This window comes from Streptomyces sp. NPDC058701 (genome assembly GCF_042715295.1).
Lineage (GTDB): Bacteria > Actinomycetota > Actinomycetes > Streptomycetales > Streptomycetaceae > Streptomyces.
Genome location: NZ_JBHXSY010000012.1, coordinates 130122 through 152281, shown reverse-complemented (window position 1 = coordinate 152281; position 22160 = coordinate 130122). Strand labels below are relative to the sequence as shown.

Below are 22160 nucleotides of genomic sequence, written 5' to 3'. Positions count from 1 at the left end.
GCATCGCGTTCAACGACGCCGTTCTCCTGCTTGTTCGCCCAGCACGATCTTCCACACTCGGGTCGCCACCTGGAGGTTGAGCCGGTCCTCGACGTCCGCGAGGTCGTTGCCGCTGATGTCGCGGATGCGCTGGAGCCGATAGCGCAGCGTGCTGCGGTGGATCGCGAGGGATTCGGCGGTCTCGTCGTAGTTGCCGCCGCAGTCGAAGTACTGCGACAGCGTCTCCACCATGGCCGTGTGGTGCCGGGAGTCGTAGTCGATCAGCTGCCCGAGCCACTCGTGGACGAACGTCTCGAGTTCCCGGTAGTCGTTGCCGGGTCCCAGGATGCGGTAGAGGCCCAGTTCGTCGAAGAACGTCGTGCCGTAGTGCTCGCCGCGGGAGTGGCGGCGCACTTCCAGGGGGCGCTGCGCCTCCTGGTAGCGGTGGGGGATGTCGGCCAGGGAGTCGCAAGGGGCGCTCACCCCGATGGTCCCGGACCGTGTCCCGGTCTCCCGGGCGAGCGCCTCGTACAGCGCGCGGGCGTGCGGCCTGTCGTCGGTGACCAGGACCACGTGATCGGAACGCCGGGTCAGCAGCGAGTGCATGCCCACGGCAGAGGCCGCCCGGCCCACCGTCTGCGCGAAGGGACCGTCCGCGGTCCGGTTCGACCACTGCACCACGACGACGCAGTGGCGGCGGTGCAGGTCGTGTCCGACTGCCTCGGAACGGGCGTAGGCGCTCGCCTCGTCCGTCCCTGTCAGGAGGTCGTCGGCCAGCTCGCGGTGCAGCTTCGACTCCACTTCGGCCAGATTGCGCAAGTGCGCCAGCTCCGGGGTGAGCGACGCGGCGCCGTCCTCCAGCGCGCGCAGGGTGTGATCGTCGGCCTCGCGCCGGACGTCCACCAGGGCCAGCACGCCCAGGATCTCGCCGTGCGGGCGGACCAGGGTGACCAGCCGGTCCTTCACGCGCACCGGCCCGGCCTGACGGCCGACGGCGTACAGCATGGCGTCCTGGCGCACGGGGTCCGGTTCGGGATAGGGGTCGGGGCGATCGGGACCGGTCCAGGACCGCAGCCGACCGAAGCGGTCCTCGACCAGCGCGGGGAGTCCGGTGAGCCCGTGCAGTGCGCGCGTGATGGCTTCCTCGCCGCCGCCCGAGGCGGCGACATCGGCCATGAGCGCGTGAAGGGCTCGCTGGTACCCCAGCTCGGCGACGACGGAGATCAGCTGCCCCAGGAGGGCTGTCCGCTCCTCCCTGAGCCGGTACAGCTCCAGTGCGTCCTCGCGTCGGCGCCGGTGTGCGAAGGCGGCCGAGAGTGCGGCGGCGGTGTGCCGGACCAGCGTGGCGAGCAGGGACCGCTCGGCCTCGGTGGGCCGGGAGCGGGACGTCACCACGAGGTAGCCGTGGAGCCTCTCGTGCCCGCGCAGCCCCAGGGCCCGGGCCCTGGGCAGGCCGGGTACGGTCACGGGGCCGTCCTCCCCGGCCAGCTCCCGCACCCTCCGGTCCACGGCCAGGGCGTGGACCTGCCCGTTCCTCCGGCTGGGGACCAGGGCGCCGTCCACGTACGACCCGGCGCGGCGGGTGAGCTCGTCGCGGGCGGCTTCGTCGTCTCCCCGGGGTTCGTTCTGTTGGAGGGGGCTCCGCTCGCCGAGTGCTTGAGTTGGTCGGCGCGGGCGGCGGCTCGGGCCGCCGCCCGCTGCCGGGCTTCCCGGGCTTCGGCGACTGCGGCTTCGGCGGCGAGTTCCTCCTGGACGACGGCGTCGTCATCCGGGTCGTACGGGCCGCCGGCCCCTGAAGGCGGGCCGCGTGACGCGCTCCCACGCGCCGGGTTCGGCCACCTGGCGGCCGCCGCCGTCGACCGCCTCTTCGCATCGGCGGTCCAGGAGGTCCCCTTCGGATCCTGCCGCGCCCGCGCTGCCCGGTCCCGTGCTCCGTTGCTCCGCGCGCGGGACGTGACGTCCCCTCGCCGGGTCGTCGGCGGGCCGGCGAGGACGGGATGGGGCAGCGTGGGGCGCATGGCTTCCGGAACGCGTCCTCTCGCCGTGGTGGCCTGCCTCTTCACGGCGGTGCAGCTCCTGCTGGTGGTCCCAGGGTCCGGTATCGGGTGGGACGAGGCGGTCTACGCCAGCCAGGTCAGCCCGTACGTGCCGGCCGCCTTCTTCAGCGCCCCGCGTGCCCGCGGGATCACCTTCCTGGCCGCCCCCGCCGCCGCGCTGAGCCAGGACCCGATCGCCCTGCGGGTGTGGTTCGCGCTGCTCTCCGGGGGCGCGCTCTTCGGGTCGTTCCGGGTCTGGCTGACGATCCTGCGGCCCCCGGTCGTGGTGACGGCGGCCGGGCTGTTCGCGAGCCTGTGGATCACCCTGCTCTACGGCTCGCAGGCCATGCCCAACCTGTGGGTGGCCTACGGGGCCGTCGTGGCGGTCGCCTGCTTCCTGCTGCCGCCCTCGCGCCGCACGCACGCGGGCCTCGCCGCCGCCCTGGCCCTGGTCTCGCTCATGCGCCCCTCCGACGCGCTCTGGCTGGCCCTGCCCCTCGCGGCGGCCGCGCTCGTCGCCCGCACACCGGTCCGGCTGCTCCCGCTCGCCGCCGGTGTCGGGCTGGGCGCGCTGCCGTGGGTGCTGGAGGCGTACCTGCGCTACGGCGGGCTCGCGGCCCGGCTGTACCGGGCAGGGGAGATCCAGGGCGGTTTCAGCGGGCAGTTCGCTTTCGGCGCCCAGCTGCGTGCCCTGTCCGGCCGTACGCTGTGCCGCCCGTGCAGCGACGTGGCGTGGAGCCGTCCCGAGCTCGCCCTGTGGTGGTTCGCGCTGCCGGTGGCCGTCGCGGCCGGGATCGCCGTCGCTCGCGGCCGCCGCCGGCCGCTGGTGCTGGCCACCGTGGCGGCCGTCTCCGTATCGGTGCCGTACCTGTTCCTCATCGGGTACGCGGCGCCCCGCTTCCTGCTGCCGGCGTACGCGCTGCTCGCCCTGCCCGCGGCGCAGGCCCTCGTGCACGCCTCCCGAACCTGGCCCCGGCCGGCCGCGGCCGCCCTCGCCGTCGCCCTGGCCGGGCACCTCGCCGTCCAGTACGCGGTGCTCCACCGGGCGACGGACCGCTACCGGGACGTGCGCACGGCGTACGCGCGCACCGCCGCGGAGCTGCACCGGCACGGCGTACGCCCGCCCTGCACGATCAGCGGCCACGAGGCGGTCCGCGTGGCCTACGCGCTGGGCTGCTCCTCGCGGCAGGTCGGCGGCCACGACGGGAGCATCGACGCCGCCGGACTCCGGGCGATGGTCTGCGGCCGGCCGGTGGTGCTGCTGATGTCCGGCGGCGCACCGCCTCCGACGTTCGCCCGCGCATGGCGTTCCCACGGCCTGAGCCCGCTCCCGGGAACCCGCTCGCTGCACGCCTACCTGCCCCCGGCCTGCGCCGGCCCGGACGATCGGGTCAGCCGGGGCGATCGGGTCAGCCGGGGCGATCGGGTCAGCCGGGGCCACCCGGGCCGGCATGACCCGAGTGACCCCGCCCTGCGTCATGCCGTGGTAGCCGCGCAGCTGTAGGGGGAGGCCCCTGAGCCGTTGTAGGCCTCGACGTCGAGGTAGTAGGTGCCGGTGCCGGTGGCGGTTCGGGTGAACGTGAGGGTTTCGTCGGTGCCGGCGCCATCGTTGGTCGAGCGCACGAGGGTACTGCCGGTGGAGTCGAGCAGGTAGAGGTCGGCGTCGTAGGCGTCGGGGACCGCGCAGTGGACGCTGAGCTTCTGATTCGAGGCGAGGGAGATCCGGAAGTAATCACGGTCGGTGGTGGACTTCATGCTGCCGGTGAGGGTGGCGGGCAGAGTGAGGGCGCTGGCGTCGTTGGCGGTGGTGCGGGTGTCGTTGGCTTCGGTTTCGGCGAAGGTGCTGCTGCTGGGCGGGGTGCTGCAGTCGGTTTGCGGGGTTCCGTTGTAGAGGTTGGCGTCGGCGACGCCGTTGGTGACGCTGCGGAGGTAGTAGCCGCAGGTGGGGCGGTTCTTGAAGTCGTACGTCTGGCCGGCGGCCAGGTGCCAGATCTTGTAGTTCGAGAAGGTCAGCGGCTTGCCGGACGTGGCCTGTTCGGGCTGGTGGTCGCCGAGGATGACGTAGGCCCCCTTGCCGTAGAGCGTGGCCTGCCCGGAGCCGTCGAGGTACAGGGAGCTGCCTTCGTCCACTCCTACGCCCCATGCCTTGCCACCGGGGGTACGTCCGTCCTTGATGGCCCGGGCGACGAACGCCATGGTGCGGCCCATGCGGTCGCGGGCGACGAAGTGCGAGTCGTTGATGACACCGCCGTAATCAGCCCATTCGAACATGCCGGTGGTGAACGAGATGTAGCTGTTGTAGGGGTCGGCGAGCACTTCGGGGGTGGTGACGCTGCCGTTGCAGGCGTCGTAGACGACGGGGCTGTTGATGTGGTGGCCGGCGCTGCCTCCGCCGGAGCCGCCGCCCTTGGCCACGACTGATTCCACCGATGCCTCCAACGCGGTGCCCTTCCACGCGGCGTAGCGGCACTGGTCGCCGCCGGCGAAGAACACGAACTCGGCGTTGCGGATGTCGGTGTTGACCTGACTGTTGGCGCCGTCTCGTGTCGCGGTGAGCGTCCAGGTCGTACAGGAGTTGATACCCGGCAGGGTCATGACGGTGTCGCACTCGGGGGTCTTGCTCCCCGATGCGGGTGCCGAGGCGCCGAGGACGACGACGTCCAGGCTGCCGGTGCCCCCGCGGATGGCGTCGACGGCGCGTGCCATCGGGGCGGTGAGGATCTTGCCGTCACCGTTCATGGTGAAGGCGGGGCCCTGCCAGGAGGTGCGGCTCACGTCGGAGGCGCCGCCCAGGCGGATACGCGTGGCGGCTGCCTCGGCGGGGCCTGTCGCGGCGATGGTGGCGGTGAGGGTGAGCAGCGCGAGGGTGGCGGGGGCCAGGGGTGCGCGCAGAGTTCTGGTTCTCATGGGAGGTCTCCGGGGATCGGGGATAGGTCCCGCTGGCGGGCAGGACCCGACAGCGCCGTGTGGAGGACCGGGCCGTCGGCCGCGGCCGTCTGGACACGACGGCGATGTGGTAGCGGAACTTACAAGCCACGCCGTCTTGGCGGTAGATGTACGGCAGAAAACCTTTGATCAAGCCACGCTCGCGTCATCGGGCGGCCCTGGGCAGGCGAGTGTCGCAGGGCGCATGACTTGTTCTGCTCGTTACGTGAACGTAATGAGCGATACATCTAGCCAAGATTTTGAAAGATCTGTAACTTCCCTGTGTAGTCGACGGCGAACGCTTCCGTCGGCCCGACCGGAGAGGTTCGACCCGATGAACGTTCATTTCGCCCGACCGCTGGCGGCAGTCCTCGGTGCGGCGACGGCGCTGGCCGTCCTGACCGCCTGTTCCGACTCGAGCGCCGACTCAGCCGCTGCCGGCGGAGCCGACGCGACGGTCGCCGGCACGGCGATCAGCAAGGACCAGGCGCTCTACGACGCCCTTCCCGCAGCGATCAAGAAGTCGGGAACGGTGCGGGTCGCGACTGATGTGCCGTACGCGCCCTTCGAGATGTTCGTCAAGGAAGGCGAGAGTGCGCTCACCGGCGTGGACTACGACCTCGGCCAGGCGCTGGGCGCCAAGCTGGGGGTGAAGTTCGCCTTCACCCCGCAGAAGTTCGACGGGATCGTGCCCGCCATCCAGGCCGGCAAGTTCGATGTGGCGATGTCCGCCATCACCGACAACATGGAGCGGCAGAAGGTCGTCGACTTCGTCGACTACTCGCAGTCCGGTTCCGGCATCATGGTCGCCGAAGGCAACCCCGCGAAGATCGCCACACTGGATGACCTGTGCGGCAAGCCGGTGGGTGTCCAGGCCGCCACCAACCAGCTCGACCTCCTCAAGGCGCACCAGAGCCGATGCAAGGCCACGGGCAAGGGCGAGATCGCCATCCAGACCTTCCCCAAGGACTCCGACGCCCAGCTCGCCCTGCGCGCCGGGAAGGTCGTCGCGGACGTCCTGACCAAGCCCGCGGCCGGATGGACGGCCAAGACCGCCGACGACGGCAAGGCATTCGACCTGGTCGATGACCCCGCGGCTCTCGGTGGCTACAACGCCTCCCCGAACGGCATCGCCGTCTCCAAGAAGTTGCCGGAGCTGACCGACGCCATCCAGAAGGCACTTCAGCAGCTCATCGACGACGGCACCCTGAACAAGATCTGCGACACGTACGGCGTCGCTTCCATCGCGGTGAAGGAAGCCACCAGGAATGCGTCGGTGAACTGATCCATGGCGACCCTCTCTCACACGGACATGAAACGGGACCTGCACGGCTCGCAGGAGACCCTCGAGGTCGTACCGCTGCGCCACTACGGGCGCTGGATCGCCGCGGCGGCCGCGATTGCCGCACTGGTCGGGCTGGTTGGATCCCTGGCCAAGAACGACAACCTGCGCTGGAACGTGGTCGGGGACTACCTCTTCGCCGGTCTCATCTTCGACGGCCTGGCAACCACCCTGTGGCTGACCGCCGCAGCCATGGCCCTGGGCCTTGGGCTGGGCACCGTCATCGCCGTCATGCGGCTCTCCAGCAGCCCCATCCTCTACGGGATGTCCTCCCTGTTCGTCTGGGCCTTCCGCGGAACCCCACTCCTGGTCCAGATCATCTTCTGGGGCTACGCCGCCGCCCTCTACTCACAGATCAAGATCGGCGTGCCGTTCACCGACATCACCTTCGTCTCGTGGGACACCAACAGCGTCCTGACCCCCGCTGTCGCCGCCCTCCTCGCCCTCGGCCTCAACGAAGCCGCCTACGCGTCCGAGATCGTCCGCGCCGGCATCCAGTCGGTCGACCCCGGCCAGGCGGAGGCAGCCCACTCCCTCGGCATGCGTCCGGCCCTGACCACGCGCCGGATCGTCCTTCCCCAGGCCATGCGCGTCATCATCCCGCCCATGGGCAACGAGACCATCAACATGCTCAAGATGACCGCCCTGGTCTCCATCATCGGGGCGCACGACCTCATGTCCAACATCCAAGAGGTCTACGCCCAGAACTACCAGGTCATCCCCATGCTCGTCGTCGCCAGCCTCTGGTACCTGGCCCTCGTCTCCTTGCTGAGCATCCCGCAGGCCTGGCTCGAACGCCGCTACGGCCGCGGCACCGCCCGCAGCCAGAGCACGTCCGTGATGCAGCGCATGCTCGGCAGCGCGAGCACCACCCTGGCACGCCGCACCAAGAAGGAGGCCGGCCGATGACCACGCCCATGGTGCAGGCCAAAGCCGTCACCAAGAACTACGGCAAGCTCGAAGTCCTCAAAGGCATCGACCTCACCGTCGAACGCGGACAGGTCTGCTGCCTGCTGGGCCCCTCCGGATCCGGCAAGTCGACCTTCCTGCGCTGCATCAACCACCTGGAACGCATCGACGCGGGAGCACTGACCGTCGACGGCGACCTCGTCGGCTACCGCCGCCAGGGCCAAAAGCTCCACGAGCTGCGCGAGGGTGAGATCGCCCTGAGGCGCCGCGACATCGGCATGGTCTTCCAGCGCTTCAACCTCTTCCCCCACATGACCGCGTTGCAGAACATCATCGAAGCGCCCGTCAACGTCGCTGGCACCTCACGGGCACAGGCCGCGCAGGAAGCGCACAGCCTCCTCGAACAGGTCGGTCTCGCCGATCGCGCCGGCCACTATCCCGCGCAGCTCTCCGGCGGCCAGCAGCAGCGCGTCGCCATCGCCCGCGCCCTGGCCATGAAACCCAAACTGATGCTGTTCGACGAACCCACCTCCGCGCTCGACCCCGAACTGGTCGGCGACGTACTCGACGTCATGCGTACCCTGGCAAGCGAGGGCATGACGATGGTCGTCGTCACCCACGAGATCGGATTCGCCCGCGAAGTCGCCGACACCGCCGTCTTCATGGACGAGGGCGTCGTCGTCGAAGCAGGCGACCCCCGCCACGTCCTCGTCGAGCCCGAACAGGAACGCACCCGCGCGTTCCTCTCCGCGGTCCTGTGACCGCCACGCTCGGCCGGCAGCTCCAACCGCGCACCCTGCACAGCAGAGCCAACGCCCGCCACAGTGAGTACCTGGCAGACCTCAGCGCCCTCGTCGCCATCGATTCCGGGTCCTACAATCCCGACGGCATCAACCGCGTCGCCGCCTGGTTCGAGGCCCGCCTGCAGCGGATCGGTTTCACCACCGAGCGCACCGCTCTGCCCGGACATCGCGGCCGTGCCCTGGGCGACGTACTGGTCGCCCGCAAGCAGGGAAGCCTGCCCGCCGCCGCAGGCGGGCGACGCATTCTCCTCGCCGGCCACATGGATACCGTCTTCGAAGACGGCACCGCCGCGGCCAGGCCCTTCGAACTGGCCGGATCCCTGGCCCACGGACCAGGCGTCAGCGACGACAAGGGTGGCCTCCTCGCCGGCCTCACCGCCCTGGAGATCCTTGAAGAAGCCGGCTTCCACCAGTACGCGGAACTGGTGCTGCTCGCCACCCCCGACGAGGAGATCGGCTCCCCTTCCAGCAGCGAAATCACCCGGCGGACCGCCCGCGGCATGCACTACGCGCTGGCCCTGGAATGCGCCCGGGAGAACGGCGATGTGGTCATCGCCCGCAAAGGCGTCGCCGACTTCCTGATCACCGTCAACGGGCGCGCCGCCCATGCCGGCATCGAACCCGAACGGGGGGCACACGCAGCCCTGGCGGCTGCCCACCTCACCCTCGCCCTCCAAGCGCTCAACGGGAGGTGGGACGACGCCACGGTCAATGTCGGCGTCGTCCGCGCCGGCACCCGAGCCAACATCGTGCCACCACAGGCCGAACTTCACGTCGAGGTCCGCGCCGCCACGGCCGCCACCGTGCAGCGCATCAGCTCGGCCATCCACGAGCTGGCAAGCCGCACCGAAGTGCCCGGCACCACCGCCGATGTCCAGCAACTCGACCTGTGCCCGCCCATGGAGGACACGCCCGCGAGCCGCCGCATGTTCCAACTCGCCTGCGCCGAGGGCCACAAACTCGGCCTGCGCTTCGGGGCGGCAGCCACCGGCGGCGTCGGCGACGCCAACACCATCGCCGGCACGGGCGTACCCGTGCTGGACGGGCTCGGGCCGGTCGGGGGAGCCGACCACACCCCCGAGGAATGGCTGGACACCGACTCCATCGCCCCGCGCATCGCGCTGCTCGCCTCGCTGGTCATCGCCCTCGCCGACGACCGCAACCCCGACCCCGCCCCCCAGCCCTGACTCGCAGGAGGCCCTCATGCGCCACCCCTCCACCTCACCCCGACGCGCCGTTCTCACCGCCGGCGCCGCCGGCCTCGTCCTGGCCCTGACCACGACCCCCCTCGCTCACGCAGCCCCCAGCCTCAAGCCCCCCACCAGGGGCTCCCTGGTGCTGGTCGGCGGAGGCCTCAAGGCGGACAACACCGCCGTGTACGGCGAGATCATCAAGCGCGCCGGGGGCGCCGGCGCACGCATCGGAGTCATCACCGCGGCCTCCGTCCCAGCCAGTCAGGACCCCCACGCCGACGACCCCCAGCGGTGCAGCAACTCCGCCTGCAACGGCGCCCACTACGCGGGCCTGTTCAAGCAGCACGGCGCCGCCGACGCCCAATGGATCCCCGTGGACCTGGACCACGTCGACGCCGCCGACTCCGACGAGGTCGTGGCCCAGATCAACGCCATGACGGGCTTCTTCTTCGGCGGCGGCGATCAGTACCGCTACGTCACCACCCTCCTGCACGGCGAGCAGCACACCGACTCCAAGGTCCTCGCGGCGATACGCGCCAAGCTCTCCTCCGGTGCCGTCGTCGCCGGCTCCTCCGCCGGAGCCCAGATCGCCGCCGGCCGCGACATGGTCACCGGAGGTGACTCCTACCAAGGACTGCGCGACGGCAGCGCACCCGGCTACTTCGACGACCCCGCCCGGCTGGGCTACCTGCCCGCCGGCGGCTTCGGCTTCCTCACCTCCGGCCTCATCGACACCCACACCGGGGCGTACGGACGTGAAGGACGAGCCCTGCGCCTGGCCGCGGACACCGGCCACGACCGCGTGTACGCCCTGGAGGAGAACACCGCCATCGTCGTCGACCGCCCCGGCACCGCGACCGAGAGCATCACCGTCCGCGGCACCAACGGCGTCACCATCCTCGATCTGCGCCGCGTACAGACCAAGAAGACCCCCCAGGGCTGGTCGGCGCACGGTGCCCGCTACAACCACCTCACCGACGGCGACCGCTACGCCGCCCACACCTGGACCACCCGCCCCGCCGCCACCAAGCGCCACCTGCACACACTCGGCCAGGCACCCGTACCCGTGAACACAGACGTCTTCTACTCCGCCGACAACGCCGACGGCCGCCCCTACTCCCTGCTCGGTACAGCCCGCGCCCTGGCAGCGACCCGAGCCCAGCGCACCGCGACCGCCACCACCCACGAGGCCGCACCCCGATTCACCGTCACGCTCACCAAGAGCGGCCGGTCCGCGACCTGGACCTCGGACGGCTCAACCCCGGCCACCCTGACCGGACTCGATCTCTCGATCACCGCGCAGTAACACCCCCTGAAGCTCCCGGCCGACGGCGGCCCGCCGGGACACCGCATGCGCCGAGCCGGGTACCAGGCCGTCTCTTTCGGATCGTGCCGGGTCGACACGATCCGAAGGAGACGGCGTAAGGGCTCTCCCGTAATCCCCGGTGGATCAGCGCGCCGCGCGCCCGCCGGGGATCACGGGACAGCCCTTAGGCTCGGCGGATGCGGCCTGCACCACCAGAGAGGACCCCCATCCGATGAGCAGCACCCTCGCCGACGACATACGCAACAACCTCGGCACCCTCAGCCCCGCTGAGCGCAAGGTCGCCCGCGTGCTCCTCGCCGGATATCCCGCCTCCGTGTTCGAGACCGTCGCCATCATCGCCGAACGCGCCGCCGTCTCCGCCCCCACCGTCCTGCGCTTCGCCGCCCGCCTCGGCTACCGGGGCTTTCCCGAGCTGCAAGCCGCACTTCGCAGCGAACTCGACGCCCGCAACGCCTCGCCCCTCACCCTGTACGAGACAAACGAGTTCGCCCGCGACGACGACTCGCCGAACGCAGCCCAGCCCAGCGCCCTGGCCCGGGCGCGTACGGTCCTGCCCGCCGCTCTCGTCCAGACGTGTGCCGAAATACCGCCCCACGACTTCGAGCGTGCCGTGACCCTCCTCTCGGACCGCAAATGCCACATCACCGTCGCGGGGGGCCGCTTCACCCACCTCCTGGCGCAGTATCTGGGTCTGCACCTGATGCAGCTGCGCCAGGACGTTCGCCTCCTGCCCGACCGTCCGGTCGAACGTACCGCCGCCCTCGCCCAGCTCGGCAAGCGCGACGTGGTGGTCCTCTTCGACTACCGCCGCTACGAGGACGACAAGACGGCCATCGCCCAACTCGTCCGTGAAGCCGCCGGCAAAGTGATCGTTTTCACCGACCCGTGGCTCTCACCCGCCGCGACCCACGCAGACGTCGTCCTGCCCAGCCAAGTCAGCACCCTCTCGCCCTACGACAGCCTCGTCCCCACCCTCGCCGTCGTCGAAGCACTGGTGGCCGGCGTCATCAACGCCCTGGGAGGCGAAGCCCACGAGCGGATGAAGAACTACGAGGAAGTCGCCCGACGGTCGGGACTCGTCTGACCACTCCCCGACGCGCTGTGCCGGGAAGGCCTGAGGTCACCCACAGCTTCCACCCGCGTCGACAACCCGCACGGTTTAGTCGAGGATTTGGTCCATGCCACTCACGGTTCGCGACCTTCTCGCCATCCCCTCGCTCCACCTCGCCCTGGCGGCGGGAAGCAAGGGACTGAGCCGCACCGTGGAAGCCGCGTACGCCTCCGAGGTGACCCGGCCTTCGGCGTGGATGGAAGGGGGCGAAGTGGTCATGACCACGGCGCTGCTCCTCGGTGTCGATCCACAGGACTACGCGGGATTTGTCGACGACCTGAGCCGGGCTCGCGCCGCGGCCGTCGTCTTGGGATTGGGCCCGTCACTGCCCTTGCAGTACGTGCCCCCCGCACTCAGTGACCTCGCCGAGCAGTGCGGTCTCCCGCTTCTGACCATCCCTGAAGGAGTCCCCCCGGCCGCCGTCACCAAGGCTGTCTTCGACGCCCGCGCGGCGGAGGAACGACGCCTCCTTGAACGGACCCTGCGTACACAGCGCCGCCTGACAGCCGCCGTGGCATCAGGCGACGGTCTCGACGGGCTTCTACGAGCCTGGCACCTGGCCACCGGTATGGCCGCGGTCGTGTGTGACGTCCTCGGTCGTCCGCTGGCCAGCGTCGGCACGGAGGCGCCCACCGTCCTCGCGCAGGCCGCCGAAATCCTCGAAGCAGTTGCTCTGCGGGACCTCCGCGGTAGCGCCGGGGGCGACATACCCTCCGGCCCGGTGCAGGTGCAGCCCCTCGGGGCAGCACGCCTGAGAGGATTCGTACTGCTCCTCGGAACCGACAGCACCGAATCGCGCCTCCTCAGCAGCGTACTCGTGTCCCTTTTGTCGGTCGAGCTCGAACGACGGCACCTGGCCGACGAACCCGAACGCCGGCGACGCGCAGCGCTGCTGGCCCGGCTGTTCGCCGGTGATCTCGCCGCCGGCCACGCCGAAGCCCTCCTGAAATCGGTGGGCCTCAGCACCGGACCCATCCGTGCGGTGGCGATCCAAGCCCAGCAAGGTTCGCCGCCCGCCCGGGCGGACGTCTCCACCCGGCGCGAAGAAGTGCTGGCTCTGGCGGCGGACTTGGCCCTGGCCGTCCCCGGCGGCCTGGTGCGCGTCGTAGGCGCCAGCGTCGAAGCCGTCCTCCCCGACGGGACCGACGTCACCTCATTGCTCACGCGCTTCGCCCCCGGGCGTCCCGCGGGCATCGGTCCGGCAGTCACCCCCCAGCACGCAGCCCTCACGCTGAGGCAGGCCATCGCTCTTCTCCCGGCGAGTGTCGAGCTCGCCCGGCCGGTCATGGCGACCGAGGCCGGATCGGTCCGCCTGCTGCTGAGCCTGGGCAGCCCGGCGGTTCTGGCCGCCTTCGCCGATACGGCGTTGGCTCCGCTCGATACGGCGGACGGTGACGGCGAGCTCATCGAAACGCTGAGGGTGTGGCTGGAGACCAATGGATCCTGGGCCGAGACCTCCGCCCTGCTCGGACTGCACCGTCATACGGTGCAGAACCGCATAGCGAAGATCGCCAAACTCACGGGCCGGCAAATGGAGCGCTGCGAGGACCGCGTGGATCTCTGGCTCGCCCTCCAGGCCCGAGAGCAGGCGACCGGTTCCTGAGCGCGAACGGCGTCGCCGCGTTCGGCGCCGGCGACCGCGGCGGGCTCAGGTGCGCACATCGAGGCGCTGAAGGTCCTCCAGTGTTTCCCGCCGGACAATGGGACGTGCGTGACCGTTGCTGACGGCGATCACAGGGGGTCTCGGCTGCATGTTGTAGGTACTGGCCATGGAGCGGTGATAGGCCCCCGAAGCAGGGACCGCCAGAAGGTCCCCGACTTCGAGGTCGCCGGGCAGCAGAACGTCCTTGGCAATGACATCACCCGACTCGCAATGGCGGCCGCAGACGGTGAACACCTCCGCTGCTCGCGAACTCGTACGGTTCGCCAGAGCGACACTGTACGGAGCCCCGTACAGGGCGGGCCGGATGTTGTCGCTCATTCCGCCGTCGACGGCCACCCAGGTTCGCAGTCCCTGCTGGCGTTTGACGGTGCCCACCCGGTAGAGCGTCAGGGCGGTCGGTCCGGCGACGGCGCGGCCGGGCTCGACCGCGAGCCGGGGCACGGGCAGGTCGGCGTCCTGGCAGGCGCGGGTCACCCAGTCGATGAGCTGCGGGGCGATCGTCGCGATGTCGAGGGGGACATCGTCGGGGGTGTAGGCAATTGCGTAGCCCCCGCCCAGGTCGAGGACGTCGGTGCTGACTTCGTGCCGGCGCGCCAGCGAGCCCATGAAGGATACGAGCGCGACGATGCCCTCGTGGAGGACATCCGGCCTGGTGATCTGCGATCCGAGGTGCGAATGCAGGCCGACCAGGCGTAGCCCCGGGGAGGCGAGGACCGCTTTCGCTGCTTCGGCGGCGGCACCGGCGCGGATTGAGAAGCCGAACTTCTGGTCGTCGGTGCTGGTGGTGATGTGCGTGTGCGTGTGCGCGTCGATGCCCGGGGTGACGCGGATGAGGATGCGCTGCTCGCGGCCTGCCGCGACGGCGGCCGCCGAAAGGCGCCGGATCTCGTCGAGCGAGTCGATGACCACCAAGGCGATCTGATGCTTCACCGCCGCTGCGAGTTCGGCCGTGGACTTGTTGTTGCCGTGCATCACGATGACCTGGGGTGCGATTCCGCCTTCCAAGGCGGTGCGCAGTTCCCCTTCGGAGCACACGTCGATGCCCATGCCTTCCTCGCTCAGCCAGCGGGCGGTCTCGTGACACAGGAATGCCTTGGCCGCGTAGTAGACGTCGTGGCCCGCGAACGCCCGGCGCCAGGTGCGGCAGCGGGCCCGGAAGTCGTCCTCGTCCAGGATGACGGCCGGGGTTCCGTACGTGGCGGCAAGCTCCGACAGCGAGATCCCCGACAGGTGGAGCCCGGTCGGTGTCACGCTGGTCCCCGCGGGCCACAGCCGACCGGCAAGCGGGGGTTGAATGATGGTGGTCACAGAGGTTCTCCGGGTCCGGTGAGAGGTTCAGTAGCTGGTCAGGAAGCGGTCCAGGACGCGAACGCCGAACTCGAGTCCGGTGATCGGAACCCGTTCGTCGATGCCGTGGAACATGCCGTAGTAGTGCATGGCCGGATCCAGGAGGAGCGGTGTGAATCCGTACGAGCCGATGCCGATGCGCGCGAAGGACTTGGCGTCGGTTCCGCCCGACATGACGAAGGGCACGGGATGGCCGTCACGGTCCTCCGCGCGCAAGGCGGCGGACATCGCCGCGAAGGCGGTGCTGGTGTGCTCGGCGGACACGGAGTCTTCGAGGTTGATGAACTCGCGGCTGACATCGGGTCCCAGCAGGCGCTCCACGGTGGCCAGGAAGTGGTCGCGCTGGCCGGGCAGGAAACGGCCGTCGACCTGAGCGCGCGCGACGCCGGGGATCACGTTGACCTTGTCGCCGGCCTGCAGCACGGTCGGATTCGCCGAATTGCGTATCGTGCAGTCGAACAGTTCGCCGACCTGGCCCAGCCGTGCGGCCTCCGCTTCCAGACGGTCACGGTCGATGGCGATGCCGAGGATGCGCTCCAGTTCACGGAGCAGACCCTCGACGGGCGGCGTCAAGACGGTGGGCCATCGATGGGCGGCCAACCGGGAAAGAGCATGGACCAACGTGGCGACGGCGTTGTCCTCTCCGTTCTTCGACCCGTGCCCGGCGGTCCCCGTCGCCTGCAGCCGCATCCATGCCGTACCCCGCTCACCCACCGCGATGGGGTAGACGCGCAGCTCCTGGCCCTCCCGGGCGCCGGTGCGCGGCCGGTCGCTGATGGAGAAGCCCCCCGATTCGCTGATCGCCTCCCGGCACCCGTCGAAGTACTCGCGGTGGTGCTCGATGACGTAGCGGGAGCCGTAGTCCCCGGTGGACTCCTCATCGGCGAGGAAGGCCAGCACGAGGTCGCGGCGAGGCCGGCGGCCGACGCGCGCCCAGTGCCGCACCAAGGCAAGGGTCGTCGCGACGCTGCCCTTCATGTCGACCGCTCCGCGACCCCACAGGCAACCGTCGTGTACGTCGCCGGACAGCGGATGACGGGACCAGGCGGCGGCGTCGAAGGGGACGGTGTCGAGATGCCCGTGTATCAACAGCGGGCTCAACGTCGGTTCTGTCCCTGCGATGCGGGCCAGGACCGTGCTGCGGCGCGGAGCGGACTCCACGATCTCCGCCTTGACGCCGCCTTCCCACAGCAGGGAAGCGACGTACTCGGCGGCTACGCGCTCACCTGGGCCCGAACCGTCACCGGGGTTGGTCGTGTCCGTGCGCAGCAGGTGCCGGCAGATGCTGACGACGTCGGTCGCGAAATCGCTCATCGCCGAGGTCCGTTCAGGATGTTCATGCGTGAGCGGCCGTCGGGGGCGGGCAGCGAGGTGGCCAGGAGGGCTGTCAGGAGCGCCAGGCGCGGAGCAAGGGCACCGATGAGAACGTGTTCGTGCCGGGCGTGCGGTCCGGCCCCGTTCGCGCCGAGCCCGTCGAGGGTGGGAAAGCCCAGCGAGCCGGGGAGGTTGGTGTCACCGGCGCCGCCGGCGGGCGCGCCCGTGATGTCTTGGCCGAGGGCCGTCGCGATCGCCTGGACGTGGTGGATCAGCCAGTTGGAGGGTTGCTCAGGCCATGCCGGCCGGTCGGACAGTACTTCTGTTTCGAGTGTGGCCTGTGCTCTCATGGGCCTGAGCTTGCGGAAGACGCCCAGGGTCGCCCTCTGGGCTTCCGGGGTGGTGAAACGCAGCCCGAGTTCGGCATGGGCGCGTCCGGCGATGACGTTGGCGCGGGTACCCCCTTCGATGCGGCCCGTATTGACCGCAGTCCCGCGGGTGTGTATGAGAGTGCGCAGTTTGATCAGCTGATCGACGAGCTCATCGACGGCAGAGATGCCCTGGGCGGCGTCCAGGCCGGCATGGGCCTCGCGGCCGGTGACCGTCAGACGGAGGCGCGTACTGCCGCGGCGAGCTGTCTTGACTCTGCCGTCGGGGTGAGGTGGTTCCAGTCCGATGACGGCCGCCGCACCCGGCAGGTGCTGCTCCACCGCAGCCCGCCCGTGTGGGCTGCCGATTTCCTCATCGCTCACGAGGACGACGCGGACAGGCTGTGCCGCAGGGAAGCCGAGCTGTTGTAGGAGGCCGAAGGCGCATTGCAGGAGGGCGAGGGCGGCCTTCATGTCCAACACGCCGGGCCCGTGCAGGCGATCGTCTTGGATGGTGACCGGCCACGTGTCCAGGGTTCCCGCCGGCCACACGGTGTCGTAGTGACCCACCACCAGCAGATGGGGCAACGACATGTCCTCGGACGGAAACTCGACCACCAGGTGGTCGCCTCCGGGTCCGGGCAGCAGTGTGGTGTGCCCTCCGCACTGCGCATAGCCGTGGGCCAATTCGTGGGCCAGTGCCGTGAGGCGCCGGGCGTCTCCTGTCGGGGACTCCAGCCGTGCCAGGGTCACGGTGCGCTCGACCACGGCGTCGCGCATCGTTTCCGCGGCGCCGTTGAGCGCGCGGGCCGCCTTGCCGGTGAGGTTCATTCGAAATGATCCTCTGCTGCGGCCCCGGCGACCGTGGTGCAGACCTTGAACGTGCGGGCTCCTTCAGTGACGGTGACAGAGGTGTAGGCAATGGAGCACGGGCCGGTCTGCTCGACGCCGGGGACAGCCGCGACGGCTTCGGCCAGGTGCGTGGCGTGGAAGTCCACCTCGAAGAGATAAGGACCCGTCACCGGCTCGGCCCTCCTCTGCGCTGACACCCGGGCCAGGGAGAGCTCGGACTGCCGTCGGATCAGGGCGCCGCTGCGGGCGGGGGGCAGGCAGACCGCGGCATATCGGCTGACGCAGTCCTTGACGGCTGCGGTCAGCGCACCGGGTGCCCATTTCCTGGCGGCTGCGCAGGTGAGGTCGTCACCGGTCACCAAGACGACAGGTACGCCGTACTCGGCGGCCATAAGGCTGTTCATGCGGCCTTCGTCGGCGTCCTCGCCGTTGATACGGAAGCCTGTCAGCCCTACGCCGAGGTAGGTGTGGGCCAGCACGCCGCTCCGGCCGGCTCCGGTGTGATAGCCAAGGAAGACCACCGCGTCGGCGTCCTGAACTCCGTGCATCATGCCGAGCGGCTTGTGCCGGCCGGTGAGCAGGGTGGCGCGCTCGTCGAGGTCCTCGATGAGGAGGTTGCGCTGGGTGTAGTGGGCGTCATTGACCAGGACGTGGGTCGCGCCTCCGGCGAACAGTCCCTCGACGCAGGCGTTGACGTCGCCGGTCATCAGGCGGCGCATACGGTCCCAGGCCGGCGTACCCGGCTCGACGTCCTCGGGCCAGGTGACACCGGTAGCTCCTTCCATGTCGGCCGAGATCATGACGCGCATGGCGATGGATTCCTTTCGTCGGTGCGCAGAGGGGAGCGCAGCAGAGCCAGACGGCTCGCGCCCGGCGCGGTGGACGCCTCCAGGCGAGCGGGTGTGCCCAGCGGCACAGTGAGCTGTACGGGTCCGTGTCCGGCCGGGAGTCCTGCGGCGACCGGAATGTTCAGCCCGGCAAGTCGGTCGGTCAGGACTGAGTGGATCTCCTCCGGCGGACCACAGTCCGTGAAGTCGCCGAGGACGACTGCGGCGGCGCGCTGGAGCAGGCCGGCGCGCAGAAGCTGGGTCAGGATCCGGTCGAGTGCGTACGGCTCTTCGCCGGTCTCCTCGAGCACCAGCAGACAGCCGTCTGGTACCGGGGTATCACCCGTGCCGGCACTGGCGGCGAGGAGGCTGGCGTTGCCGCCGGCCAGCATCCCCTGGGCGCGGCCGGCCACCAGGGCGCGAAGGGGAACCGGCAGACTGCGGACCCTGTCCGGATGGAACAGCAGGGTGTGAAGGTGATCGGTTGTGCGTGCGTTTCCGGTGAAGGCTTGGGTGGCCGGCATGGGCGCGTGCAGTGTGGCCAGATTCAGACGGGCGGCGAACGCACCGTGCAGGGCGGTGATGTCACTGGACCCGGCGAAGACCTTCGGGCCGGCGGCAGCCATGAGGTCCCAGTCGAGCAGATCCACCATCCGCTGGCTGCCGTAACCGCCGCGGGCGCAGAAGACCGCCCGGACCTGAGGGTCCAGCCATGCCGTCTGCAGGTCCTGGGCACGCTGCTGGTCGGTGCCGGCCAGGTGGCCGAGGTACCCGTCCTCGACATGGGGCATGACCCGCACGCGCAGGTCCCAGGACCGCAGGACGGACATGCCGTCGTACAACAACATCGAGTCCGCGGGGCCGGCGGGTGCGGTGACCGCGACGGTGTCGCCGGGCCGGAGGGCCGGCGGCGCCGTGGTGACGGCGGGAGCACTCGTCATCGCTCGCCACCTCCCTCGTCATGACCGTCGGGGTTCTCGGGGAGGGCGGCCGGTTCGGCGAAGAGGGTTTGGTAGAAGCCGAGCTCTGCCTCCAGGGCGCGGGTGATCGTGTCCGCCCGTCTCCAGCCGTGCTGTTCGCCGGGGAACTGGATGTGGGTGTGGGGCACGCCGTGGCTTTCGAGGGCGCTGATGAAGGCAGCCGACTGATCTGGCGTGACGATGACGTCATCCAGGCCGTGCATGAGAAGCGCCGGTCCCGTGGCGGCTCCCGCGTTCAGGACGGGAGAGCGTTCGGTGTAGGAGTGGATCCTGGCCGGCAGGGGCCCGATCAGTCCGTCCAGGTACCGGGATTCGAAGTCGTGCGTGCCGCGCGCCCATGTCACGGGGTCGGTGATGCCGTAGTGGGCGACGGCCCCGGCGTACAGGCCCGCACGGGTCAGTGACACCAGGGCGGTCCAGCCGCCGGCACTGCCGCCCCGGATGGCCAGCCGGCTGCGGTCGGCCAGGCCGGCAGCTGCCAGCCCTTCGGCCACGGCAGCGCAGTCCTCGACGTCGACGACACCCCATCCACCGCGCAGGCGCTCACGGTAGTCACGGCCGTAGCCCACGGAGCCGCCGTAGTTGACGTCGGCGACACCGATGCCGCGGCTGGTGAAGTAGGAGACTTCCAGGTCGAGGACCATGGGTGAGTCCCCGGTCGGGCCCCCGTGGGCGAAAATCACCCACGGCGGCCGCTCTGCGGGAGGCAGCTGGTGGTCCGGGTTGCGCGGTGGATAGAGGTTGGCGTGGACGGGCAGGCCGTCCGGCCGCTGAAAGACCTGCGGGCGTGGCCGGGGCAGCCACGGAGCCAGTGCCGCCATGGAGGGTCGCGGGGTGAGCGTTTGGTAGCGGCCCGACAGCGAGGCCAGAACGACCTGGTAGGGAGTGGTGGCGGACGCGCCCACGCATACGATGCTGTCGCCGTGCGCATGGACTGTCTGGGCGTAGTCGCTGAACGGAAGGGCGAGGGAGTCGACGCCGGCGGTGTCCGGGTCGACCACGGAGAGACTGCGTCCGCCGCCGGTGCCGTGGATGGCCACGGCGCGTCCGTCTTCCAGGGGCGCGAACCAGACCGACCCCGGCTTCCACAGCGCGCCGCCGAACTCCTCCTCACGCGGAGCCACGGGGACGGCCGGCCGCCCGTCGACGGGCACCAGGTGTAGATTCCACCAGCCCCCGGGGTCCGTCACAGCCCACAGAGTCTGCGGATCGTGCCACTCTGCCTGGCAGACCGACTGCCCGGGTCCTCCGGCCACCACACGGTGCGAACCCACCTGACCGGTCGCCGCATCGAAGGAGGCGAGGCACAGGTGTGTCTCGTCCCAGGGCATGTTCGGGTGGTCCCAGCCGATCCAGGACACGTGCCGGCCGTCGGGGGACATCCGCATGCACGTCATGAAGTGATGGCTCACCGCGATGACATGCTCGTACGAGTCGTCGTCGGCGGCGGTTGCGTCCAGAGGAATGGCGACCAGGGCCCGCTGGACGTCGAGGGGATCGGACCCCACGCTCTCCCGCACGCACCACACCTCGGCCCGACCGGGCGGGCAGTACAGGTCGCCGTAGCGCACCGACCTGGCACCTTCCCGCAGCGCGGTGAGCGGACGCGGGGCGCCCGAGGGGCCCGGCGCGTGCAGGTAGAGCCGCTGGTCGGCCCAGTTGACGAACACGATGTACGGCGATCCGTCGAGTTCGGCGGGCCTCCAAGGCCGGCCGCCGTACTCGTGCAGGCGGCTTCGGGCGTTGTAACCGGGGGGCATGACATCGGTGACCGTGCCGTCCAGGCCGCGCCTGACGACGCACCGGCGGCCCGACTCCAGCGGGCGCGGCTCATCCCACCACACGTCCAGGCCGGATGGGCCCTCGACGAGTTCGACCCAGCCGGGGATGCCGTCTTCGAGGGCCACGTCGCGGGCGCTGATCGCAGACGCCCAGGTGGCAGCGGTCTCCGGGCGCGGGAGCCGGTGCGGGACGGAGGAAAGCCGAAGGGGCGGTGTCGTGCTCACTGGGCCACCGAAATCTTCTCGAGGAGGTGGGTGCGTACGGCGTCGCGGTCGATGGTGACGCCCAGGCCGGGTGCGGAGGGCACGCTCACGCGGCCGCGCGTGGCCGTGATGGGAGAAGCGAGGACGTCGGCCGTGAAGTAGCGGTCCGAGCCTGAGATGTCGCCCGGCAGGGTGAAGCCGGGGAGCGTCGCGAGTGCCAGGTTCGCAGCCCGCCCGACACCGAACTCGTGCATGCCTCCGCACCACACCGGGATGCCGGACCGCGTGCACAGGTCATGGACCCGTCTGGCCTCGGTCAGCCCGCCGAGACGTGAAACCTTGATGTTGATGATCTTCGCGGCGCCGAGGCCCAGGGCGGTGTGCGCGGTGGACGCGCTGGTGATGGATTCGTCCAGACATACCGGGGTCCTCAGCTCCCGTTGGAGTTCCGCGTGGGCCAGGAGGTCATCCGCGGCGAAGGGCTGCTCGATCATCTGCAGGGCCATGCCGTCCAGGGCGCGCATCACCCTGCGGTGGTCGACAGTGCTGCTGTATGCGGCGTTGGCGTCGACCTGCAGAGGCGTGTCCGGGAAACGTTCGCGCACTGCGGCCACCGGGGCTACGTCCCAGCCGGGTGCGATCTTCAGCTTGATCCGCCGGTAGCCTTGGCCGACGTGGTCGTCGACCTGGTCCAGCAGCTCGCTGATGGATTCTTCGATACCGAGGCTCACGCCCACCTCGACCTGTTCTGCCGAACCCCCCAAGGCCGAGGCGAGGGACCGGTTCCGGCGCTGGGCATAGAGGTCCCAGCACGCCGTATCAAGGGCGGCCCGGGCGAACAGGTTCCCGCGTATGCGCATCCATACGGCCTCGAGCTCTTCGGGGTGGTCCCAGCGCTCACCTATGAGCAAGGGGGCGAAGTAGTCCTTGAGCGCGTTCCAGCAACTGGAGAAGGTCTCCGGCCCGTAGTACGGGTGGCTGGGCGACGCGCATTCGCCCCAGCCCTGCGCCCCTTCCCGGTCGGTGAGCCTGACCAGGATGTGATCGAGGTGGTCCTTGCGGTGGCTGCTGGTGGCAAAGGAGCGACGCAGCGGCAGACGGACGGCCATCAGTTCGATCCTGACGACCGTGATGTCTGACGCCTTCGAGGGAAGGGACGGATCGCAGGAGGTGCGACCGGGGGACGGGGTACTCATGAA

18 protein-coding genes are annotated in these 22160 nt (G+C 70.1%); 9 read left to right on the top strand and 9 right to left on the bottom strand.

The window, feature by feature from the left end:
* Nucleotides 1–9 precede the first annotated feature (9 nt).
* The gene (locus ACFWW8_RS15980) at nucleotides 10–1446 is read right to left on the bottom strand and encodes a PucR family transcriptional regulator (RefSeq protein ID WP_386528876.1); all 1437 of its coding nucleotides are present in this window, start codon (nucleotides 1444–1446) and stop codon (nucleotides 10–12) included.
* Between the two features lie 185 nt (nucleotides 1447–1631).
* Here ACFWW8_RS15980 and ACFWW8_RS15975 point away from each other — a divergent pair, with 185 nt between their 5' ends.
* Nucleotides 1632–1775 (top strand): hypothetical protein, encoded by a 144-nt coding sequence (locus ACFWW8_RS15975; RefSeq protein WP_386528874.1) that lies wholly within the window; start codon nucleotides 1632–1634, stop codon nucleotides 1773–1775.
* Between the two features lie 220 nt (nucleotides 1776–1995).
* Nucleotides 1996–3519, top strand: coding sequence for a hypothetical protein (locus tag ACFWW8_RS15970; RefSeq protein ID WP_386528871.1), 1524 nt, complete (start codon nucleotides 1996–1998; stop codon nucleotides 3517–3519).
* Here ACFWW8_RS15970 and ACFWW8_RS15965 read toward each other — a convergent pair.
* Nucleotides 3492–4922, bottom strand: coding sequence for a pre-peptidase C-terminal domain-containing protein (locus ACFWW8_RS15965; RefSeq protein WP_386528869.1), 1431 nt, complete (start codon nucleotides 4920–4922; stop codon nucleotides 3492–3494). The two genes, ACFWW8_RS15970 and ACFWW8_RS15965, sit on opposite strands and share 28 nt — an antisense overlap.
* A 352-nt stretch (nucleotides 4923–5274) precedes the next feature.
* On the opposite strand from ACFWW8_RS15965, the gene ACFWW8_RS15960 reads away from it, so the two are divergent.
* The 7 genes from ACFWW8_RS15960 (at nucleotide 5275) to ACFWW8_RS15930 (ending at nucleotide 13228) form a co-directional block, all read left to right on the top strand.
* The gene (locus tag ACFWW8_RS15960; protein ID WP_386528867.1) at nucleotides 5275–6225 is read left to right on the top strand and encodes an ABC transporter substrate-binding protein; all 951 of its coding nucleotides are present in this window, start codon (nucleotides 5275–5277) and stop codon (nucleotides 6223–6225) included.
* Nucleotides 6226–6228: 3 nt separating this feature from the next.
* The gene (locus ACFWW8_RS15955; protein WP_386528865.1) at nucleotides 6229–7191 is read left to right on the top strand and encodes an amino acid ABC transporter permease; all 963 of its coding nucleotides are present in this window, start codon (nucleotides 6229–6231) and stop codon (nucleotides 7189–7191) included.
* Nucleotides 7188–7952, top strand: a complete 765-nt coding sequence (locus ACFWW8_RS15950) for an amino acid ABC transporter ATP-binding protein (protein WP_386528863.1) — start codon at nucleotides 7188–7190, stop codon at nucleotides 7950–7952. The genes ACFWW8_RS15955 and ACFWW8_RS15950 overlap by 4 nt, the downstream gene beginning before the upstream one ends.
* On the top strand, nucleotides 7949–9181 hold the full coding sequence (locus tag ACFWW8_RS15945; protein ID WP_386528861.1) for a M20 family metallopeptidase: 1233 nt from the start codon (nucleotides 7949–7951) through the stop codon (nucleotides 9179–9181). The genes ACFWW8_RS15950 and ACFWW8_RS15945 overlap by 4 nt, the downstream gene beginning before the upstream one ends.
* 16 nt (nucleotides 9182–9197) lie before the next feature.
* Nucleotides 9198–10493 carry a cyanophycinase gene (locus ACFWW8_RS15940; protein WP_386528858.1) on the top strand — a complete coding sequence of 432 codons (1296 nt, stop codon included), beginning with the start codon at nucleotides 9198–9200 and terminating at the stop codon, nucleotides 10491–10493.
* 232 nt (nucleotides 10494–10725) lie between these two features.
* Nucleotides 10726–11598 (top strand): MurR/RpiR family transcriptional regulator, encoded by an 873-nt coding sequence (locus ACFWW8_RS15935; RefSeq protein ID WP_386528856.1) that lies wholly within the window; start codon nucleotides 10726–10728, stop codon nucleotides 11596–11598.
* Nucleotides 11599–11692: 94 nt separating this feature from the next.
* Complete coding sequence (locus ACFWW8_RS15930; RefSeq protein WP_386528854.1) at nucleotides 11693–13228, top strand: PucR family transcriptional regulator; 1536 nt, start codon at nucleotides 11693–11695, stop codon at nucleotides 13226–13228.
* A gap of 45 nt (nucleotides 13229–13273) precedes the next feature.
* On the opposite strand, the gene lysA is transcribed toward ACFWW8_RS15930, so the two are convergent.
* The 7 genes from lysA to menC are packed head-to-tail and all read right to left on the bottom strand — an operon-like array spanning nucleotide 13274 to nucleotide 22157.
* On the bottom strand, nucleotides 13274–14596 hold the full coding sequence (lysA, locus tag ACFWW8_RS15925) for a diaminopimelate decarboxylase (RefSeq protein WP_386528851.1): 1323 nt from the start codon (nucleotides 14594–14596) through the stop codon (nucleotides 13274–13276).
* A gap of 27 nt (nucleotides 14597–14623) precedes the next feature.
* Nucleotides 14624–15949, bottom strand: a complete 1326-nt coding sequence (locus tag ACFWW8_RS15920) for a M20/M25/M40 family metallo-hydrolase (RefSeq protein ID WP_386528848.1) — start codon at nucleotides 15947–15949, stop codon at nucleotides 14624–14626.
* On the bottom strand, nucleotides 15946–17148 hold the full coding sequence (locus ACFWW8_RS15915) for a M20/M25/M40 family metallo-hydrolase (protein ID WP_386528845.1): 1203 nt from the start codon (nucleotides 17146–17148) through the stop codon (nucleotides 15946–15948). The genes ACFWW8_RS15920 and ACFWW8_RS15915 overlap by 4 nt, the downstream gene beginning before the upstream one ends.
* The gene (locus tag ACFWW8_RS15910; RefSeq protein WP_386528842.1) at nucleotides 17145–17978 is read right to left on the bottom strand and encodes a M55 family metallopeptidase; all 834 of its coding nucleotides are present in this window, start codon (nucleotides 17976–17978) and stop codon (nucleotides 17145–17147) included. The genes ACFWW8_RS15915 and ACFWW8_RS15910 overlap by 4 nt, the downstream gene beginning before the upstream one ends.
* Nucleotides 17966–18937, bottom strand: a complete 972-nt coding sequence (locus ACFWW8_RS15905) for an LD-carboxypeptidase (protein WP_386528839.1) — start codon at nucleotides 18935–18937, stop codon at nucleotides 17966–17968. The genes ACFWW8_RS15910 and ACFWW8_RS15905 overlap by 13 nt, the downstream gene beginning before the upstream one ends.
* Nucleotides 18934–20982, bottom strand: coding sequence for an alpha/beta hydrolase family protein (locus ACFWW8_RS15900; protein ID WP_386528836.1), 2049 nt, complete (start codon nucleotides 20980–20982; stop codon nucleotides 18934–18936). Before ACFWW8_RS15900 ends, ACFWW8_RS15905 begins: the two co-directional genes overlap by 4 nt.
* The gene (menC, locus tag ACFWW8_RS15895) at nucleotides 20979–22157 is read right to left on the bottom strand and encodes an o-succinylbenzoate synthase (protein WP_386528833.1); all 1179 of its coding nucleotides are present in this window, start codon (nucleotides 22155–22157) and stop codon (nucleotides 20979–20981) included. Before menC ends, ACFWW8_RS15900 begins: the two co-directional genes overlap by 4 nt.
* Nucleotides 22158–22160 lie beyond the last annotated feature (3 nt).

Coding starts and splice junctions, on each gene's coding strand:
- ACFWW8_RS15955 (WP_386528865.1), top strand. CDS start 6,229: ATGGCGACCCTCTCTCACACGGACATGAAACGGGACCTGCACGGCTCG.
- ACFWW8_RS15935 (WP_386528856.1), top strand. CDS start 10,726: ATGAGCAGCACCCTCGCCGACGACATACGCAACAACCTCGGCACCCTC.
- ACFWW8_RS15940 (WP_386528858.1), top strand. CDS start 9,198: ATGCGCCACCCCTCCACCTCACCCCGACGCGCCGTTCTCACCGCCGGC.
- ACFWW8_RS15960 (WP_386528867.1), top strand. CDS start 5,275: ATGAACGTTCATTTCGCCCGACCGCTGGCGGCAGTCCTCGGTGCGGCG.
- menC (WP_386528833.1), bottom strand. CDS start 22,157: ATGAGTACCCCGTCCCCCGGTCGCACCTCCTGCGATCCGTCCCTTCCC.
- ACFWW8_RS15965 (WP_386528869.1), bottom strand. CDS start 4,922: ATGAGAACCAGAACTCTGCGCGCACCCCTGGCCCCCGCCACCCTCGCG.
- ACFWW8_RS15905 (WP_386528839.1), bottom strand. CDS start 18,937: ATGACGAGTGCTCCCGCCGTCACCACGGCGCCGCCGGCCCTCCGGCCC.
- ACFWW8_RS15910 (WP_386528842.1), bottom strand. CDS start 17,978: ATGCGCGTCATGATCTCGGCCGACATGGAAGGAGCTACCGGTGTCACC.
- ACFWW8_RS15915 (WP_386528845.1), bottom strand. CDS start 17,148: ATGAACCTCACCGGCAAGGCGGCCCGCGCGCTCAACGGCGCCGCGGAA.
- ACFWW8_RS15950 (WP_386528863.1), top strand. CDS start 7,188: ATGACCACGCCCATGGTGCAGGCCAAAGCCGTCACCAAGAACTACGGC.
- ACFWW8_RS15970 (WP_386528871.1), top strand. CDS start 1,996: ATGGCTTCCGGAACGCGTCCTCTCGCCGTGGTGGCCTGCCTCTTCACG.
- ACFWW8_RS15920 (WP_386528848.1), bottom strand. CDS start 15,949: ATGAGCGATTTCGCGACCGACGTCGTCAGCATCTGCCGGCACCTGCTG.
- ACFWW8_RS15930 (WP_386528854.1), top strand. CDS start 11,693: ATGCCACTCACGGTTCGCGACCTTCTCGCCATCCCCTCGCTCCACCTC.